Source organism: Pseudomonas sp. P5_A12 (assembly GCF_056400685.1).
In genome coordinates this window covers 18912-35883 of the sequence record NZ_JBFUKU010000045.1, presented here as the reverse complement: position 1 = coordinate 35883, position 16972 = coordinate 18912, and the positions used below count along the sequence as shown (strand labels likewise).

At 59.0% G+C, this 16972-nt stretch carries 15 protein-coding genes; 5 read left to right on the top strand and 10 right to left on the bottom strand.

Annotated elements, in window-relative coordinates; translation table 11 throughout:
* The 3 genes from AC1DSG_RS09360 to AC1DSG_RS09350 form a co-directional block, all read right to left on the bottom strand.
* On the bottom strand, positions 1-1008 hold a 1008-nt coding region (locus AC1DSG_RS09360; protein ID WP_477790629.1), incomplete at its 3' end, for a sugar transferase.
* A 353-nt stretch (positions 1009-1361) separates the two neighbouring features.
* Entirely contained in the window at positions 1362-2048 is a 687-nt protein-coding gene (locus AC1DSG_RS09355; RefSeq protein ID WP_477790628.1) for a winged helix-turn-helix domain-containing protein, read from the bottom strand.
* 979 nt (positions 2049-3027) lie between these two features.
* A complete protein-coding gene (locus tag AC1DSG_RS09350; RefSeq protein ID WP_477790627.1) occupies positions 3028-3792 on the bottom strand; it encodes a substrate-binding periplasmic protein in 765 nt (254 codons plus the stop codon).
* A 143-nt stretch (positions 3793-3935) separates the two neighbouring features.
* On the opposite strand from AC1DSG_RS09350, the gene dnaX reads away from it, so the two are divergent.
* From dnaX to AC1DSG_RS09325, 5 genes are all read left to right on the top strand, one after another.
* On the top strand, positions 3936-6002 hold the full coding sequence (gene dnaX, locus AC1DSG_RS09345) for a DNA polymerase III subunit gamma/tau (RefSeq protein WP_477790626.1): 2067 nt from the start codon (positions 3936-3938) through the stop codon (positions 6000-6002).
* 66 nt (positions 6003-6068) lie between these two features.
* Positions 6069-6407 (top strand): YbaB/EbfC family nucleoid-associated protein, encoded by a 339-nt coding sequence (locus AC1DSG_RS09340; protein ID WP_007949476.1) that lies wholly within the window; start codon positions 6069-6071, stop codon positions 6405-6407.
* Between the two features lie 266 nt (positions 6408-6673).
* Positions 6674-7708 (top strand): NADP-dependent oxidoreductase, encoded by a 1035-nt coding sequence (locus AC1DSG_RS09335; RefSeq protein WP_477790625.1) that lies wholly within the window; start codon positions 6674-6676, stop codon positions 7706-7708.
* 65 nt (positions 7709-7773) lie between these two features.
* The gene (gene recR / locus AC1DSG_RS09330) at positions 7774-8376 is read left to right on the top strand and encodes a recombination mediator RecR (protein WP_477790624.1); all 603 of its coding nucleotides are present in this window, start codon (positions 7774-7776) and stop codon (positions 8374-8376) included.
* A gap of 128 nt (positions 8377-8504) precedes the next feature.
* Positions 8505-9653 (top strand): acyl-CoA dehydrogenase family protein, encoded by a 1149-nt coding sequence (locus AC1DSG_RS09325; protein ID WP_477790623.1) that lies wholly within the window; start codon positions 8505-8507, stop codon positions 9651-9653.
* 119 nt (positions 9654-9772) lie between these two features.
* Here AC1DSG_RS09325 and AC1DSG_RS09320 read toward each other — a convergent pair whose 3' ends face one another.
* The 7 genes from AC1DSG_RS09320 to AC1DSG_RS09290 all read right to left on the bottom strand — a co-directional run bounded on the left by AC1DSG_RS09320 (position 9773) and on the right by AC1DSG_RS09290 (position 16969).
* Positions 9773-10321: an adenine phosphoribosyltransferase gene (locus tag AC1DSG_RS09320; RefSeq protein ID WP_477790622.1), complete on the bottom strand. Its 549-nt coding sequence runs from the start codon at positions 10319-10321 to the stop codon at positions 9773-9775.
* Between the two features lie 79 nt (positions 10322-10400).
* Complete coding sequence (fnr, locus tag AC1DSG_RS09315; RefSeq protein WP_477790621.1) at positions 10401-11135, bottom strand: fumarate/nitrate reduction transcriptional regulator Fnr; 735 nt, start codon at positions 11133-11135, stop codon at positions 10401-10403.
* Positions 11136-11291: 156 nt separating this feature from the next.
* Positions 11292-12674, bottom strand: coding sequence for an oxygen-independent coproporphyrinogen III oxidase (gene hemN / locus AC1DSG_RS09310; protein WP_477790631.1), 1383 nt, complete (start codon positions 12672-12674; stop codon positions 11292-11294).
* Positions 12675-12926: 252 nt separating this feature from the next.
* Entirely contained in the window at positions 12927-13610 is a 684-nt protein-coding gene (locus AC1DSG_RS09305; RefSeq protein ID WP_477790620.1) for a sulfite exporter TauE/SafE family protein, read from the bottom strand.
* Positions 13603-13821: a cbb3-type cytochrome oxidase assembly protein CcoS gene (gene ccoS / locus AC1DSG_RS09300; RefSeq protein WP_477790619.1), complete on the bottom strand. Its 219-nt coding sequence runs from the start codon at positions 13819-13821 to the stop codon at positions 13603-13605. Before ccoS ends, AC1DSG_RS09305 begins: the two co-directional genes overlap by 8 nt.
* 25 nt (positions 13822-13846) lie before the next feature.
* Entirely contained in the window at positions 13847-16297 is a 2451-nt protein-coding gene (locus AC1DSG_RS09295; protein ID WP_477790618.1) for a heavy metal translocating P-type ATPase, read from the bottom strand.
* Between the two features lie 135 nt (positions 16298-16432).
* Entirely contained in the window at positions 16433-16969 is a 537-nt protein-coding gene (locus AC1DSG_RS09290) for a FixH family protein (protein WP_477790617.1), read from the bottom strand.
* Between the last annotated feature and the right edge of the window lie 3 nt (positions 16970-16972).

The following is a 16972-nucleotide window of genomic DNA, read 5'->3' as shown; positions in this document are numbered from 1 at the left end:
GTCATGCACTCGCATCGAGCGAAACTTCCAGACCTTGATGACCTCCCCGTTCCAGCCATGGCGATCCTGTTTGAAAAACACCGGGCCATAGGAGGTGAATTTGACGGCCAGACCAATGATCAGCAGTAACGGGCATAGAACAACAATGGCCATCAGCGCAACGCTTTTATCGAGCAGGCTTTTACTCAGCGCGGCAGTGGGTTGGCTGGTCAATGGGCTTTCATTCAAGTAGATCGCCGGAAGGCCGTCCACATCACTGACCGAGTGATTGAGCAGTGTCAGGTTGTTCAAGTCCGGAACCCAAACCACATCGACGTTGGCATCCAGCAAGTCGAGATACATCTCTTCGATTTTTGCCGTTTCATTTAGGGGGAGCGTGATGTACAGGCGGCGGATGTCGTGGGTCTTGATCAGTTCCAGCAATTCTTCCTGCGGGCCTACGACAGGTGGCGTTCCTATCTCCAGCAGGGGAGTGGTGTCGGAACTTACCAGGCCGACCAGCGGGAAGTGTTCAAGAGTGCGAAGCTTGTTTGCTAATCCCAATGCCAACTCGCCAGTACCAACGATCAGTGTTTTACGCTTACTTTGAAGTGAGCGTTGGTAGTACTTCGAAAAACCATGCAGCGGGATATACAGCAGTGCCTGCCCAATGTAGCTGAAGATAGCCCATACCAGAATGATTTGACGAGAAAACAGTTCGTTGGCCTTACAGAGAAAGGCGACAATAGCTAACGCTGCCAGTGTCATTGACCAACCCATCAATAGTCTTGTCAACCCTTCCAGGTAATTCTCTTTCTTTGCATAGACGCCGCACCAAGTATAGGCCGGAACTGATGCAAGCACAGCAAGCGTTGCGCATACTCGATAATAGAACTCTACCGTTCCAGTCTGGTAATAAACCCATAGAAGTAACAGGGCGACAACAAAACCTTGGCCTAGTGCCCACTGCCCCCAGAAGGTCAATCCTTTGAGGGGGGGATTTCGATTGATACGAAGATAGTTAACCATGCGATATCCTCAAAATACGTCCATTGCGTTTCGACAGACAACTGCAAAAGTTGATAAGGCAGAGTTATTATTTTTATAGAATGGCGTTGCAGTGACGAGTGAAACACCAAGGAACTGCGCTCTCGTCAGTGAATAAATTAACGTATTGATGCGATTTCTATCTGACGACTTTTAACGAGTGGGTCGTGTATCTGGTTGATATATCGGGGCAAAAAAACGTTAGAAATGGTCTGGATTGAATTTTGTTGGCGCAGCTTTATAGAGGGCCGGGCGGCGAGGGGGATGCGGKGGGAGGGTAAAATGGCGTGCTTTTTATTGTTGTATTGCACTGCCGGGGCGTATATCTGAATGGCTCAGACTAAACTTTGTACGCGTACGATTTTTTGTATCACGCAGTACCCACGATTCCTTACTGCACGAAAAAGGCGTTCGCCGTTACTGGCGTTTTTAAACTTTTCCTGTAGTCGGCTTAGACACATTTCGAGACCCCGATAATGTTCAGGTTCTCTGCCGATGCTGCGGATAAGATCGTCCTTGCTGACCACACGATCATCATGGTGGAGTATTTTTTTCAGCAGTGTGGCCTCCAGGCCAGTCAAGACAATCTCTACGCCATCTTTACTCAACGCGCCGCTGCCATCGCTCAGTCGCCAGATTTCATTCAGTGGAACGTGCGGTTTGGCCGTTTGGGGGACGCACTCCCTGGCGCTATCTCTAGAGTTGTCTGCAGTTGATATGAAGTGAGTAAATTTCGTTATGGGTTGGGCAACTTGCCATTCGGACTTGAGCGTCGAAAGGATGCGCTGAGTATCATGCTTGATAACTGGAGGAACAATTTTTGCCACCAGCGGGGAAATAAATTCCATAAGGTTGGGGGCAGAAGTGGGTGGCGTAACGCCTTCAAAAAACATTTTTGTCTGTGAGGTACTGTAACTGTTATATCGCTTGCTGGTCAGTAATGCCTCAAGCTCTAGATGTAGTGCAGGGTTGTGAGTAATCACGACAAAGTATTTTTTGGCTAGGTTTATGCTGCTATCCATGACTCTCTCCTGAGTTGCACGTTTGAGTGTTGGTTCAAAGGTTGTAGGCAGGGAGTAATCAAAGGGCAGCGCACGTGCCAATATATGGCTGGCAGTATGCTCGACTCTGTCCGCTATATAGGAGACTTATGTGTTGCGAGTGAGCATAGTCATACGTTTGTGGAAGCGATTGAACAAATCTGGATTGCCGCTGAGCTTGAGACTTTAATCTAGAGAAGAAGTGGAAATTTTTAGCACCATCAACAACGGCAATATCCTTGGCCTAAATGGCTTGTGTAAGCATCATGCTTTGACTCGGATGGGTGCTGGCATTTGAATACTAGAGCACCCGCTCTAGGGTGTTGCTGACAATTTGTAACATTTCACGAGTTTTTCAAGCGGTCGTTACGTTTTTTTAACATTGCTGGTGATTCTCACATGATCGGTTGCCCGCCAGTGGTTCAAGAGGCCTGATGGCCTATGGAAATCTCGTGGGCTGTCCCGGTTTTTCGCATCAATACGAACGTGCCTGCACTTTCTTGCTCCTCCCTCCTGCAGGGCGGTTAACGGTTGCATTGGCGAGGAGTACCTGCTGGCCCCATCCGGCAGGTCTCGGATAGACCACCATAATCAGTGGCAGTGGTACGGCTGCGATCCAGCATGGCAGCACTGGCCTGGGGGTGAGGCTTTGCGGCAGCCGCCACCATGTTGAACAACTTTTGCATCATTCACAGTAGGCGCGAGAAAGACTCCTTGAGCTAACCCGGTTTGAGCAGCGATGGCAAATACTGTGGAGACCACAGCTAGAGACAACTTTCTTGCAAGCATTTTTCCTCCTGATGGGACCTTTTGGCCTTGCCAGGCGAACCTGAGCAGGCACCTGATTTGTAGCATGGTGCAAGCTCCCTTTCTTGATTCAAATCAAGCGCTCTACAGAGGGCGACAACCGGTGGTCGCTAGCCTGTACAGATGACTGCTCTACGATCGGGTCAAAGAAAATCTAAAGCTTACTCGTTGCCACGTTGGATGACTCATTGCCGATATACAGGCGAATGATGTCATCAATCTCCCCGGACATTTTCATGCGCAGCAACGTGCGCAGAATACGCTGCACCGGCACCTTGGGATCGTTGCGTACGTAGCAGCCGACATTCTGTTCCTGCAAATCCGCCACGGCTTTCAATTGCCGGTCGGCCAGCAGGCGCTGATTGAACCAGTCCAGTGTCCATTGATTGCTCACAGCATAGCGATAGCGTCCGGCRTGGAGTTTTTCCAGCACTTGCTCCTGATTGCGTGCATCTTCGCGGCGCAGGCGGTCGGCATCGAATAGGGGTTGCAGCGTCGGGTAGCTGTAACCGAGCACCGTGCCGACAGGTTGCCGAGGTAAATTGGCTGGCGTTATCGAGTCTGGCGATTCTGGCAGGCCGATCAGCACGTCGTGCTGACGCCACAGCAGAATGCTCCAGATGTAGTCGCCGGACTGATTGGGTAGCCAGGACTGGGCGGCATAGCAACGCACATCGACTTCGCCGTGTTCCATGGCGTTTTGCACCCGTGCCCGGGGCAACACATGAATTTCGGCTGGCACTCCGACCTGGGTGGCGAGGCTCAGCATCACGTCATACAGAATGCCCTGTGTCACGCGGCCGTGATCCAGTTGCACCATTGGCATCGCCCAGCTGTCGGGCACGACGAAACGCAACGGCGCTTCGGCGGCTGCGACGTCCAGGCTTATCCATAGCAATGCCCCCAAGGCACAACGCATAAACGCTCCGGTACCTCTGAAACCCGAGCCGATTAAAGCCCCCAAAGTGCAGCTTAGCCAGATTAGACGAGCACACCGGATGCAATTTTGGCCTTGCTCCGCTAGCATTAGCCGCTTGTGTTCCTTCGTTGCGACGGTTTTCGATGAGTTATCAGGTTCTTGCACGTAAATGGCGTCCGCGCTCGTTCCGCGAAATGGTCGGCCAGACCCATGTGCTCAAGGCTCTGATCAATGCCTTGGACAGCCAGCGGTTGCACCACGCCTACCTGTTTACCGGTACGCGCGGGGTCGGCAAGACGACCATCGCGCGAATCATCGCCAAATGCCTGAACTGCGAAACAGGTATCACGTCGACGCCGTGCGGCGAGTGCTCGGTGTGCCGCGAAATCGATGAGGGGCGCTTTGTCGACCTGATCGAGATCGACGCCGCGAGCCGGACCAAGGTCGAGGACACCCGCGAGCTGCTCGACAACGTGCAGTACGCCCCCAGCCGCGGGCGCTTCAAGGTCTACCTGATCGACGAAGTGCACATGCTCTCCAGCCATTCCTTCAATGCGCTGTTGAAAACCCTCGAAGAGCCACCACCCTACGTCAAGTTCATCCTGGCGACGACCGACCCGCAGAAACTTCCTGCAACCATTCTGTCGCGGTGCCTGCAATTCTCCTTGAAGAACATGACGCCGGAACGTGTGGTCGAGCATTTGACCCACGTGCTGGGGGTCGAGAATGTGCCGTTCGAAGACGACGCACTGTGGCTGCTGGGCCGTGCCGCCGATGGTTCGATGCGCGACGCCATGAGCCTCACCGACCAAGCCATCGCCTTCGGTGAAGGCAAGGTCATGGCCGCCGATGTGCGGGCGATGCTCGGTACGCTGGATCACGGCCAGGTCTACGACGTTCTGCATGCGTTGATCGAGGGTGACGCCAAGGCGTTGCTCGAAGCCGTCCGCCACTTGGCCGAACAAGGCCCGGACTGGAACGGCGTGCTCTCGGAAATTCTCAACGTGCTGCACCGTGTCGCCATCGCCCAGGCCTTGCCTGAAGGTGTCGACAACGGCCAGGGCGACCGTGACCGGGTGTTGGCGCTGGCCCAGGCGTTGCCGGCCGAAGACGTGCAGTTTTATTACCAGATGGGGCTGATCGGCCGCCGCGATTTGCCGCTGGCACCGGACCCGCGTGGTGGTTTTGAAATGGTGCTGCTGCGGATGCTCGCCTTCCGCCCCGCAGACACCGCGGACGCCCCGAGGCAACCGCTAAAGCCAGTGGGGATCAGCCAGGCCACAGTTGATTCCGCAAACTCTGTGGCTGCCGCGCCAGTGGTTGCGCCGGTAGTCGCTGCGGCAGTTGCACCTGCTCCGGTTCCAGTTCCAGTTCCCGCACCGGAACCTGAACCGGTTGCACCCGTTGTCGTGCCTGAACCTGTGGTTGAGCCCGCAGCGGTCGAAGAAGTCATCGACCTGCCGTGGAATGACCCGGTCACGCCCGAAGTCGTGCAGCAACCCGCCGTAGAGCCGGTTCTGGAAACCGCTGGCGAGCAGCCCGAGTTGCCGCCAATGCCGATGCCAACGCCGGACAGCGCGGTACCGGATGCGCCGGAATGGGCCGCTGCGCCGATCCCGGAACCGTCCGTTGCCGACGTCGATGCCGCCACGCCGGGCATGGACCAGGACGACGAGCCGCCGCTGGATGAGGATTACATCGAGCCGGACATGGATTCGGCCTACAGTTACCTCGATGAACTGGCCAGCGAACATGCCGCAGACCCTGCGCCTGAACCGGAGCCGGAACCGGCTGCGATGCCGGCTACCGGTCTGGCGGCGCAATGGCTGGAGCTGTTCCCGAAACTGCCGATCTCCGGCATGACGGGCAGCATCGCCGCCAACTGCACACTGATTTCCGTCGAGGGCGATCATTGGCTGATGCACCTGGACCCGGCCCACAGCGCCTTGTTCAACGCGACCCAGCAACGTCGTCTCAACGATGCGCTGAACCAGTTTCACGGGCGCACATTGACCCTGAGCATGGAGCTGATCAAGCCCGAGCAGGAGACCCCGGCCCAGGCCGCGTCCCGGCGCCGTGCCAACCGTCAGCGCGAGGCTGAAGAGTCGATCCACGGCGATCCGTTCATCCAGCAAATGATGCAACAGTTCGGTGCGGTGATCCGTAACGATACTATTGAACCTGTCGACGCTCTGGTCAGTCAGGGCTAATAACTGAAGGCGTTCGGTCAAAAGGGTCGGACGCTGTTTAATCCAAGTACTTTTGAGGTGATTCCCATGATGAAAGGTGGCATGGCCGGCCTGATGAAGCAGGCACAGCAGATGCAGGAAAAAATGGCCAAGATGCAGGAAGAGCTGGCCAACGCCGAAGTCATCGGTAAAGCGGGTGGCGATATGGTCACCGTGGTGATGACCGGTCGTCACGACGTGAAGAGCGTGACCATTGACCCGAGCCTGGTCGAAGGCCTGAGCGAAGACGACAAAGAGATGCTGGAAGCTGTCGTCGCCGCCGCGGTCAACGATGCCGTGCGCAAGATCGAAGCCAACAGCCAGGACAAAATGTCTGGCGTGACCGCTGGCATGCAACTGCCGCCGGGCATGAAGCTGCCATTCTGATTCGCTAAAGCGCGTCGGATGAGCTACAAAAAAATGCCAGGCATCGCGCCTGGCATTTTTGTTTCTGGCCCACACTGATCGTTCCCATGCTCTGCGTGGGAATACCTCAATGGACGCTCTGCGTCCGCTSYTGGGACGCGGAGCGTCCCGGGCTGCATTCCCACGCAGAGCGTGGGAACGATCGGAGTCAGAAACTTCGAACGCCACACCACCCAAACGGTCTGCTCCCCTATACCACCCAATTCTCGATAAAAGGAGACGCTCACATGCCACAAGCATTGACCCTTAACCAACGTATCGTCCTGGCGTCCCGCCCGGTAGGCGCGCCGACGCCGGAGAATTTCCGCCTGGAAAGGGAAGCGCTTCCGGACCTCGCTGACGGCCAGGTACTGCTCAAGACCCTCTACCTGTCGTTGGACCCGTACATGCGCGGTCGCATGAGTGATGCGCCGTCCTACGCCGCCCCAGTGGAAATCGGTGAGGTCATGACCGGTGGGGCTGTCAGCCGGGTCGAGCGCTCGTCGAATCCAAAATTCCAGGAAGGTGATGTGGTGGTCGGTGCCACCGGCTGGCAAACCCACAGCATCAGCGATGGTCGCAACATCATCCCGGTGCCGTCCGGGCTGCCGAGCCCGTCGATGGCCTTGGGTGTGCTGGGCATGCCGGGCATGACGGCCTATATGGGTTTGATGGACATCGGCCAGCCGAAGGCCGGTGAAACCCTGGTGGTCGCGGCGGCGTCCGGCGCGGTGGGTTCGGTGGTCGGCCAGGTGGCGAAGATCAAGGGCCTGCGCGTGGTCGGTGTAGCCGGTGGTGCGGAAAAATGCCGTTATGTCGTCGACGAATTAGGGTTTGATGCGTGCGTTGACCACAAGAGCCCGAACTTTGCCGATGAGTTGGCGCAGGCGTGCTCCAGCGGTATCGACATTTACTATGAGAACGTCGGCGGCAAGGTGTTCGATGCGGTAGTGCCGTTGCTCAACGCCAAGGCGCGGATTCCGCTGTGTGGCCTGATCGCCTCCTACAACGCCCACGAAGCTCCGACCGGCCCGGATCGCCTGCCGCAATTGCAGCGGACGATTTTGACCAAGCGCGTGCGGATTCAGGGCTTCATCGTGTTCGACGACTACGGTGACCGTCAGCCGGAGTTTGTCAGTGCCATGGCGCCGTGGGTCCGTGACGGCAAGGTGAAGTTCCGCGAAGACGTGGTCGATGGCCTGGAGCAGGCGCCCGAAGCGTTCATCGGTCTGCTGGAGGGGCGCAACTTCGGCAAACTGGTGGTGCGGGTCGCGCAAGACTGAGTATTTGACGCTAATGAGAGGCGCGGGTATAAACCGCGTCTCGTTGTTTTGTCGGACGTTTCCCCATGAGCTTCAGCCCTTTGATTCGCCAACTGATCGATGCCCTGCGAATTTTGCCGGGCGTGGGTCAGAAAACCGCCCAGCGCATGGCGCTGCAACTGCTTGAACGTGATCGCAGCGGTGGTTCGCGACTGGCGTCGGCCTTGAGCCAGGCCATGGAAGGGGTGGGCCATTGCCGATTGTGCCGCACGCTGACCGAAGACGACCTTTGCCCGCAATGCGCGGATACCCGTCGCGACGACACTTTGTTGTGCGTAGTGGAAGGGCCGATGGATGTTTACGCGGTGGAGCAGACCGGATTCCGTGGTCGTTATTTTGTCCTCAAAGGGCATTTGTCCCCGCTCGATGGTCTTGGGCCTGAGGCGATTGGTATCCCGCAGTTGATGGCGCGGATCGAAGAGGCCGGGAGCTTTACGGAAGTCATCCTCGCGACCAACCCGACGGTGGAAGGTGAAGCGACGGCGCATTACATCGCGCAGTTGCTCAGCAATAAAGGCCTGGTTGCCTCGCGTATCGCCCATGGCGTGCCGCTGGGTGGCGAGCTGGAGCTGGTGGATGGCGGGACGTTGGCGCATTCGTTTGCCGGGCGTAAACCGATAGCCTTGTAGTTTCTGAACGGGCCCCTTCGCGGGCTTGCCCGCGATGGAGGCACCTCGGTCCAGCTGATTCACACAATCCTGTTGAAAACCAAGCAAGCGCTCGGTTAACGTCGCTGAACCTTCAGTGGAGTTCGCCGATGCCTGCCTTTCAGGAATACTTCGATCCCAGCCACCAATTGGTCCGTGACAGCGTCAGACGTTTCGTCGAGCGTGAGATTCTCCCGGACATTGATCAGTGGGAGGAAGCCGAGAACTTTCCCCGTGAGCTCTACCTCAAGGCCGGTGCCGCCGGGATTCTGGGCATTGGCTACCCCGAAGCGCTGGGCGGCAGTCACGAAGGTGATCTGTTCGCCAAGGTCGCCGCCAGCGAAGAGCTGATGCGCTGTGGTTCAGGGGGACTGGTGGCCGGTCTCGGTTCGCTGGACATCGGCCTGCCCCCCATCCTCAAGTGGGCCAAGCCTGAAGTCCGCGATCGCGTCGTGCCGCAAGTGTTGTCCGGCGAGAAGATCAGCGCCCTGGCCGTCACCGAGCCCAGCGGCGGCTCCGACGTCGCTAACCTGCAAACCCGTGCTGTACGTGACGGCGATGTCTACCGGGTCAGCGGCAGCAAAACCTTTATCACCAGCGGCGTTCGTGCCGATTACTACACCGTCGCGGTGCGCACCGGCGAGCCTGGTTTTGGTGGCATCAGCCTGTTGTTGATCGAAAAGGGCACGCCCGGTTTTACCGTTGGCCGTCAGCTGAAGAAAATGGGCTGGTGGGCGTCGGACACGGCTGAGTTGTTTTTTGACGATTGCCGGGTGCCTATGACGAATTTGATCGGCGCAGAAAACATGGGCTTCGCCTGCATCATGGGCAACTTTCAGAGTGAGCGCCTGGCGCTGGCGCTGATGGCCAACATGACCGCGCAGCTGGCGCTGGAGGAGAGCCTGAAATGGGCGCGTCAGCGTGAAGCCTTCGGTAAACCCATCGGCAAGTTCCAGGTACTCAAACACCGCCTCGCCGAGATGGCGACAGCGCTGGAGGTGTCCAGGGAGTTTACTTATCGCCAGGCGGCGAAGATGGCCGCGGGGCAGAGTGTGATCAAGGAAATTTCGATGGCCAAGAATTTTGCCACAGACACGGCGGACCGGATCGTTAACGATGCGGTGCAGATCCTGGGTGGTTTGGGTTACATGCGCGAAAGCCTGGTGGAGCGGCTGTACCGGGATAACCGGATTCTGTCGATTGGAGGTGGTACGCGGGAAGTGATGAACGAGATTATCAGTAAGCAGATGGGGCTTTAAGATTTGCTGTGTTGCTGATTACGCCATCGCGAGCAGGCTCGCTCCCACACTGGATTTGTGGCGTTCACAAAACCCTGTGGGAGCGAGCCTGCTCGCGATGGCTATTTCGAAGTCGCCGCTTATTTATCGCTCAACGCAAACTGCGTCAGGCAGAACGTCGCAATACCCATGTCTTCCAGGCGCTGCGACCCACCCAGCTCCGGCAAATCAATAATCGCCGCCGCTTCATGAACCCGCGCACCCATGCGCCGAATCAGGTTCGCCGCGGCAATCAATGTACCGCCCGTGGCGATCAGGTCATCGAACATCACCACCGAATCGCCCTCGCACAGGCTGTCGGCATGGACTTCGAGGAACGCTTCGCCGTACTCGGTCGCGTAACCTTCGGCCAGCACGTCAGCCGGCAGTTTGCCTTGCTTGCGGAACAGCACCAGCGGCTTGTTCAGCTGATACGCCAGCACCGAACCGATCAGGAAGCCGCGCGCATCCATCGCACCGATGTGGGTGAAATCGGCTTCGACGTAGCGATGGGCAAAGCTGTCCATCACCAGGCGCAGGGCCTTGGGCGATTGAAACAACGGCGTGATGTCACGAAAGATCACGCCCGGCTTGGGGAAGTCGATCACGGGGCGGATCAGGGATTTGATGTCGAAGGAGTCGAAGACCATCGTCGAGTTGTCCTGGCAGGCTGCAAACGTCGCAGTATAACGGCGGCTGAACGGATTCGCTCAGCCGCAAGGGTTGCAATCAGCCTTCGACAGAGCCGCCGGCCAACGCGCAGAGCTGGATCGGGTCGAGGATACGGATTTCCTTGCCTTCGGCAGCGATCAATTCGTTCTGCTGGAAACGGGTGAAGACCCGGGATACGGTTTCGACCGCCAGCCCCAGGTAATTGCCGATTTCGTTGCGCGACATGCTCAGGCGGAACTGGTTGGCCGAGAAGCCGCGGGCGCGAAACCGAGCCGACAGGTTGACCAGGAACGTGGCGATACGCTCGTCGGCGGTTTTTTTCGATAGCAGCAACATCATTTGTTGATCTTCACGAATCTCGCGGCTCATGACGCGCATCAACTGACGGCGCAGTTGTGGCAGTTGCAGGGCCAGTTCGTCGAGGCGGTCGAAAGGGATTTCGCACACCGAGGTCGTTTCCAGCGCTTGTGCGGACACGGGATGTTTTTCGGTGTCCATGCCCGACAGGCCGACCAGTTCACTCGGCAGGTGGAAACCGGTGAGTTGCTCTTCACCGCTGTCGCTCAGGCTGAACGTCTTGAGGGCGCCGGAGCGTACTGCGTAGACGCAATCGAAGGTGTCGCCCTGGCGATACAGGAACTCGCCTTTCTTCAGCGGGCGGCCACGTTTGACGATGTCGTCCAGCGCATCCATGTCTTCCAGGTTCAGAGACAGCGGTAAACACAGGGGGGCGAGGCTGCAATCCTTGCAATGGGCCTGGTTATGAGCACGCAGTTTGACTGGCTCGGACATTTCTTCAATCCTTGTGGGAAAACACACATAAGACGTAAGGGTAACCCACAGGAGGGCGTTCCGGCCAGTTTGTGCAGATATTGTCATGCCACGATATAAGGTGGTGATTGGCGATCCTGTGCAAGTGTTGAAATCCGCCTGCCTGATGATGAAAAGTTAGATCACCCGGGAAAACCGTTGGTGGCTGAGCTCTTGCAGATAGGCATCGAACAGCATGCATACCGACCGCACCAACAAACGACCGGCCGGCAGAACGGTGATTCGTTCGCAGTCGAGCGTGATCAAACCGTCATCGGCCATGGTTTGAAGCTGCGGCCATAGTTGGCCGAAGTAACCGCGAAAGTCGATGTTGAAAGCCTCTTCGATCTCGACGAATTCCAGGCTGCAATTGCAGATTAGCTGCTGTATCACCGCCCGCCGCAACCGGTCATCGGCGTTGCACACCAGGCCACGGACGGTGGGCAGTTGAGCTGCGTCCAGGGTGTTCTGGTATTGAGCCAGGTCGCTGGTGTTCTGGCAGTACAGATCACCGATCTGGCTGATGGCTGACACCCCCAAACCGATCAAATCGCAATGCCCGTGGGTGGTGTAGCCCTGAAAGTTGCGTTGCAGGGTCGAGTCTTCCTGGGCAATCGCCAGTTCGTCGTCGGGCAGGGCGAAATGGTCCATGCCGATGTAGCGGTAGCCGGCTGCAGTCAGTTGTTCGATGGTGCGCTGGAGCATTTCCAGCTTCTGCGCCGGCGTTGGCAGCTCGTCTGTGTTGATGCGCCGTTGCGGCATGAAGCGTTCCGGCAAGTGCGCGTAATTGAACACCGAGAGCCGATCCGGTTGCAGTTTGATGACTTCATCGACTGTGCGTGCGAAGTTTTCCGGCGTTTGCTTGGGCAAGCCATAGATCAGATCGATGTTGATCGAGCGAAATTGCAGGGTCCGCGCGGCTTCGATCACTGCACGGGTTTCTTCCAGGCTTTGCAGGCGATTGACTGCCCGTTGCACCGCCGGGTCGAGGTCTTGCAAGCCAATGCTGACGCGGTTGAAGCCCAGTTCGCGCAGCAGGCCCATGGTCGACCAGTCGGCTTCGCGAGGGTCGATCTCGATGCCATAGTCACCGGAGTCGTCATCCAGCAAGTTGAAGTTTTTGCGTAACTGGGCCATCAACTGGCGCAGTTCATCATGGCTGAGAAAAGTCGGGGTGCCGCCGCCAAAATGCAGTTGTTCGACCTTCTGCGCCGGGTCGAGGTGACAGGCGATCAGCTGGATTTCCTGCTCAAGGCGCTGCAAGTAGGGCAGGGCCCGGCCACGGTCCTTAGTGATGACTTTGTTGCAGGCACAGTAGTAGCAAATGTTCGCGCAAAACGGCACGTGCACGTACAGCGACAGCGGGCGCATGGCCTTGCGGCTGTCGCGCAGCGCGTGGAACAGCTCGAACGAACCGACCTGGCTGTTGAATTGCACCGCAGTCGGATAAGAGGTGTAACGCGGTCCCGCCAGGTCATAACGGCGGATCAGATCGGTGTCCCAACGAATGGCGTCGAGCATCATGCGGGCATTCCCCCGGATAGGCTGGCAGTGTCTGCGAGTCTAGGGGGCGAGGCGGTTGGGCATGTTGATTTGTGTCAACGGTGAGCGCGGACTTGTAGCAGCTGCCGAGCAGCGCGAGGCTGCGTCCGGCTGCGAAGCAGACGTGAAGTCAGACAATGCGGTGCTTCAGGAAAACCTCGCGATCAGGGTTTACGRCTGCTYCGCARCCGRACGCAGCCTCGGCAGCTGCTACAGAACTGTGGTGTTGATTTAATGCCCCATAAGCCAATGCTGATGCGGCCCCGGCAAGGTCCAGAGGCCGAACAGCATCACCAGCATCCCGCCGGCCATGCGCACACTGCGTTTGCGCAACAGCGCCGTCACCCGCTCAGCGGCAAGACCCGTAGCGAGCAGCACCGGCCAGGTGCCGAGCCCGAAGGCGAGCATCAACAAGGCGCTGTCCAGCGCATTGCCCTGGCTGGCCGACCACAACAATGTGCTGTAAACCAGCCCGCACGGCAGCCAGCCCCAAAGCGCCCCCAGCAGCAAGGCGCGGGGCAGGCTCGATACCGGCAGCAATGTGTTGGCGACCGGCTGGAGATGCCGCCACAGGCCGCGACCCAGGCTTTCGATGCGGGTCAGGCCGCTCCACCAGCCGGCGAGGTACAGGCCCATGGCGATCAGCAGCAAACCGGCGATGACCCGCATAAACATGGCTGCCGGGCTGTTGGCCACGGCCCAGCCCGCCAGGCCGATCAGCAGGCCGGCCGTGGCATAGCTGAGGATCCGTCCCAGATTGTAAGCCAGCAGCAGTCGAAAGCGCCGGCTGCGTTGTTCCTTGGGAATCGCCAAGGTCAGCGCGCCCATCAAGCCGCCACACATGCCCAGGCAATGGCCGCCCCCGAGCAAGCCGAGAATCACCGCAGACACCAGCAGTGGCGCCAACTCAAGCATGAGGCGGAGCCTTGTCGTCCGGTTTGGCCGGATGGCCGCTGGCTTCTTCGACCGCTGCTTTATGGGCCGGGTCCTGGTCGTCGAACAGAATGCTGTGGGCCGGGCCGTCGAGGTCGTCGTACTGACCGCTGTCGACTGCCCAGAAGAAGATGTAAACAGCGATGGCCACGAGCAGCAATGCGGCCGGGATCATCACGTATAGAGCTGGCATGGGTGGACTCCATGCCCGCGCCGGCTCAGGCCGGCAGCGGGCGGGTTTCTGGCGTGGTGCTGGCAACAGGCGCGCTCGGCAGGCGAGTCAGGCGCAGGGCGTTCAACACCACGGTCAACGAACTGATCGACATGCCGACGGCGGCCCACACGGGCGTAATCCAGCCGAGGGCTGCAAACGGCAACATGAGGCCATTGTACAACCCGGCCCACAACAGGTTCTCGATGATTATCCTGCGGGTTCGCCGTGCCAGGCTGAAGGCTTGCACCAGCGCGTCGAGGCGGTTGGACAGTAACACGGCATCGGCGCTGGTTTTCGCCAGATCGGTGGCCGAGCCCATCGCCACGCTGATGTCGGCGGCGGCCAGCACTGGCACGTCGTTGACCCCGTCACCGAGCATCAACACCTTGCGGCCTTCCTTGTGCAGTTGTTGCAGGACCTGCAGTTTATCGTCCGGCCGTAAACCGCCACGGGCCTCGTCGATACCCAGTTCGGCGGCGACGCTGGCGACCATCGGCGAACTGTCGCCAGACAACAGCAAGGTTCGCCAGCCCCGTGCCTTGCAGGCTTGCAGTAAGGCCGGGGCATCGGCGCGCAAACGGTCGTCGAGGACAAACCACGCCAGCGGCCCCTGACTGTCGCCGAGCAGCAACCATTGGCCTGCTTCATTGGGCATCAAGGGCGCGGCTGCCCCACTGAGTTCGCAGACAAAACTGGGTTGGCCAATGCGCAATCGTTGGTCACCGACCAGGCCTTCAAGACCCAACCCTGGCGTGCTGTGGACTTCTTCGGCGGCCAGTGGTGCGCGGCCAAAGGCGCGGGCGATCGGGTGTTCGGAGCGGTTTTCCAAGGCGGCGGCGAGGCTCAGGCACTGGTCACTGTCGAGTGCGCCAAGGGGGCGGATTGAACGCAACGCCAGACGCCCTTCAGTGAGGGTGCCGGTCTTGTCGAAGATTACCGTGTCGATCTGGTTCAAGCCTTCCAGCACATGACCGCGCGTCAGCAGCAGGCCGAGTTTGTGCAGCGTGCCGGTGGCGGCGGTCAGTGCGGTTGGCGTCGCGAGGGACAAAGCGCACGGGCAGGTGGCGACGAGCATGGCCAGCACAATCCAGAAGGCTCGCGATGAATCGAGTTCCCACCACAACAGGCCAATGGCAGCGGCGGCAATCAGCGACACCAGTAAAAACCACTGCGCGGCGCGGTCGGCGATTTCCGCCAGGCGTGGCTTTTCGGCTTGCGCACGGTCCAGCAGGCGAACAATGGCGGACAGTCGGGTGTCCTGGCCCAGTGCCAACACTTGCACCGTCAACGCCCCTTCAACGTTCAGCGTGCCGGCGGTCACTGCATCGCCGGGCGTTCGTGGTTGCGGCAGGTATTCGCCGGTCAGCAGCGATTCATCGATGCTCGACTGGCCTTCGAGGATCTTGCCGTCGGCCGGCAGAATCGCGCCGGGGTGAACCAGTACCTGATCACCGACGCGCAATTCGCTGAGCAGGATTCGCTCACTTTGGCCGTCATTGCTCAGGCGCAGACATGAAGCGGGCAGCAGATTGACCAGTTGTGCGGTGGCAGCGGCGGTGCGCTCGCGGGCCCGGCGCTCCAGATAGCGACCGGCGAGCAGGAACAGCGCAAACATCCCGACCGCATCGAAATACAGCTCACCGGAGCCGGTGATCGAAGTCCAGATCCCGGCGAGGTAGGCGCTGCCAATCGCCAGTGAGACCGAAACGTCCATGGTCAGGTGGCGGGTACGCAGGTCGCGCATTGCGCCTTTGAAAAAAGGTGCGCAACTGTAGAACACAATCGGTGTGGTCAGAAACAGCGCGACCCAGCGCAGAATGGTGTGCATTTCGGGGCTGAGATCGATGTTGAATTCCGGCCAGGTGGCCATGGTCGCCATCATCGCCTGGAACCACAGCAGCCCGGCGACACCCAGTTGACGCAAGGCCAGACGGTTTTCACTTGCCAGTTGTTCGCTGGCGCGGTCGGCTTGATAAGGGTGGGCGGCGTAACCGATATGGCGCAACTCACTGAGGACCTGGCTCAACGGCAATTGCGCGTCGGCCCAGCGTACGTGCAAGCGATGATTGGACAGGTTGAGGCGCGCTTCGGCCACTGCCGGCAAGCCGCGCAGGTGTTTCTCGATCAACCAGCCGCACGCGGCGCAGCTGATGCCTTCCATCAACAGGGTGGTTTCGGCGAGGTCACCGTCGTGGCGCACGAAAGGTGCTTGCACGTCGGCGCGGTCGTACAGCGCCAGTTCGTCCACCAACTGCACAGGCAAGGCTTGGGGGTTGGCCGATGACTCGCTGCGATGCTGGTAATAGCTTTCCAGCCCACCCGCCACGATAGCTTCAGCCACCGCCTGGCAACCCGGGCAGCAAAACTCGCGGGTATCACCCAGGACCGCAGCGGTGAAGCGGCTGCCGGCGGGGACGGGCAGGGCGCAGTGGTAGCAGGGGGTTGGAGTGGTCATGAGGTGAAGTCCGATGATCGTTCCCACGCTCTGCGTGGGAATACCTCCCCGGACGCTCCGCGTCCGCTTCGGCTGGGACGCGGAGCGTCCCTGGCTGCGTTCCCACGCAGAGCGTGGGAACGATCAGGGTAAGGCTTACTTTTTCAGGTCTTCCGCGCCTTGCAGCGGCTCATCGCCCAGCAGCAGGTCTTTGTCGTGGCTGACCGGTTCTTCTTCGAACAGGCGCCAGGTCTTGTCACCCTCGACCCCCAACAGTTCTACAAAGCGACGCCCTTCGACTGTGTCACTCAGTTGACCAATGTAGCGGCCCTGTTCTGTGTTGCTGTGGGCGAGGGTGATCTTGCGATCCTTCTCGGGCTGTGTCGGCGACATCAGGTTCAGCTCGAGGGTTTTCGGTTGGCTGTTACCACTCAGGTGCAGATCGACTTCGCCGGTCACGCTATCCAGATGAATCCTGGCGCGCAGTTGCAGTGTCTGGGCCAACCGTTCACGGTCGAGTGAGCGATTGATGCCTTTGCCAGCCTCGTAGTAGTTGTCGTTCACCAGGTCGATCGGATGATTCACCGCGATGGTCACCATGGACAAGGTCAGGGTCACCGAACAGGCCAGAATCCCGATGATGATCCACGGCCAAAGGTGCTTGTACCAGGGACTTGCAGCTGTTGCGGGCATGAT

Excerpts from the sequence above, each read along its gene's own strand:
- AC1DSG_RS09320 (WP_477790622.1), bottom strand. The coding sequence starts at position 10,321 with ATGGTCTTCGACTCCTTCGACATCAAATCCCTGATCCGCCCCGTGATC.
- dnaX (WP_477790626.1), top strand. The coding sequence starts at position 3,936 with ATGAGTTATCAGGTTCTTGCACGTAAATGGCGTCCGCGCTCGTTCCGC.
- AC1DSG_RS09290 (WP_477790617.1), bottom strand. The coding sequence starts at position 16,969 with ATGCCCGCAACAGCTGCAAGTCCCTGGTACAAGCACCTTTGGCCGTGG.
- AC1DSG_RS09325 (WP_477790623.1), top strand. The coding sequence starts at position 8,505 with ATGCCTGCCTTTCAGGAATACTTCGATCCCAGCCACCAATTGGTCCGT.
- AC1DSG_RS09335 (WP_477790625.1), top strand. The coding sequence starts at position 6,674 with ATGCCACAAGCATTGACCCTTAACCAACGTATCGTCCTGGCGTCCCGC.
- ccoS (WP_477790619.1), bottom strand. The coding sequence starts at position 13,821 with ATGCCAGCTCTATACGTGATGATCCCGGCCGCATTGCTGCTCGTGGCC.
- AC1DSG_RS09355 (WP_477790628.1), bottom strand. The coding sequence starts at position 2,048 with ATGGATAGCAGCATAAACCTAGCCAAAAAATACTTTGTCGTGATTACT.
- AC1DSG_RS09305 (WP_477790620.1), bottom strand. The coding sequence starts at position 13,610 with ATGCTTGAGTTGGCGCCACTGCTGGTGTCTGCGGTGATTCTCGGCTTG.
- AC1DSG_RS09295 (WP_477790618.1), bottom strand. The coding sequence starts at position 16,297 with ATGACCACTCCAACCCCCTGCTACCACTGCGCCCTGCCCGTCCCCGCC.
- fnr (WP_477790621.1), bottom strand. The coding sequence starts at position 11,135 with ATGTCCGAGCCAGTCAAACTGCGTGCTCATAACCAGGCCCATTGCAAG.
- recR (WP_477790624.1), top strand. The coding sequence starts at position 7,774 with ATGAGCTTCAGCCCTTTGATTCGCCAACTGATCGATGCCCTGCGAATT.
- hemN (WP_477790631.1), bottom strand. The coding sequence starts at position 12,674 with ATGCTCGACGCCATTCGTTGGGACACCGATCTGATCCGCCGTTATGAC.
- AC1DSG_RS09340 (WP_007949476.1), top strand. The coding sequence starts at position 6,069 with ATGATGAAAGGTGGCATGGCCGGCCTGATGAAGCAGGCACAGCAGATG.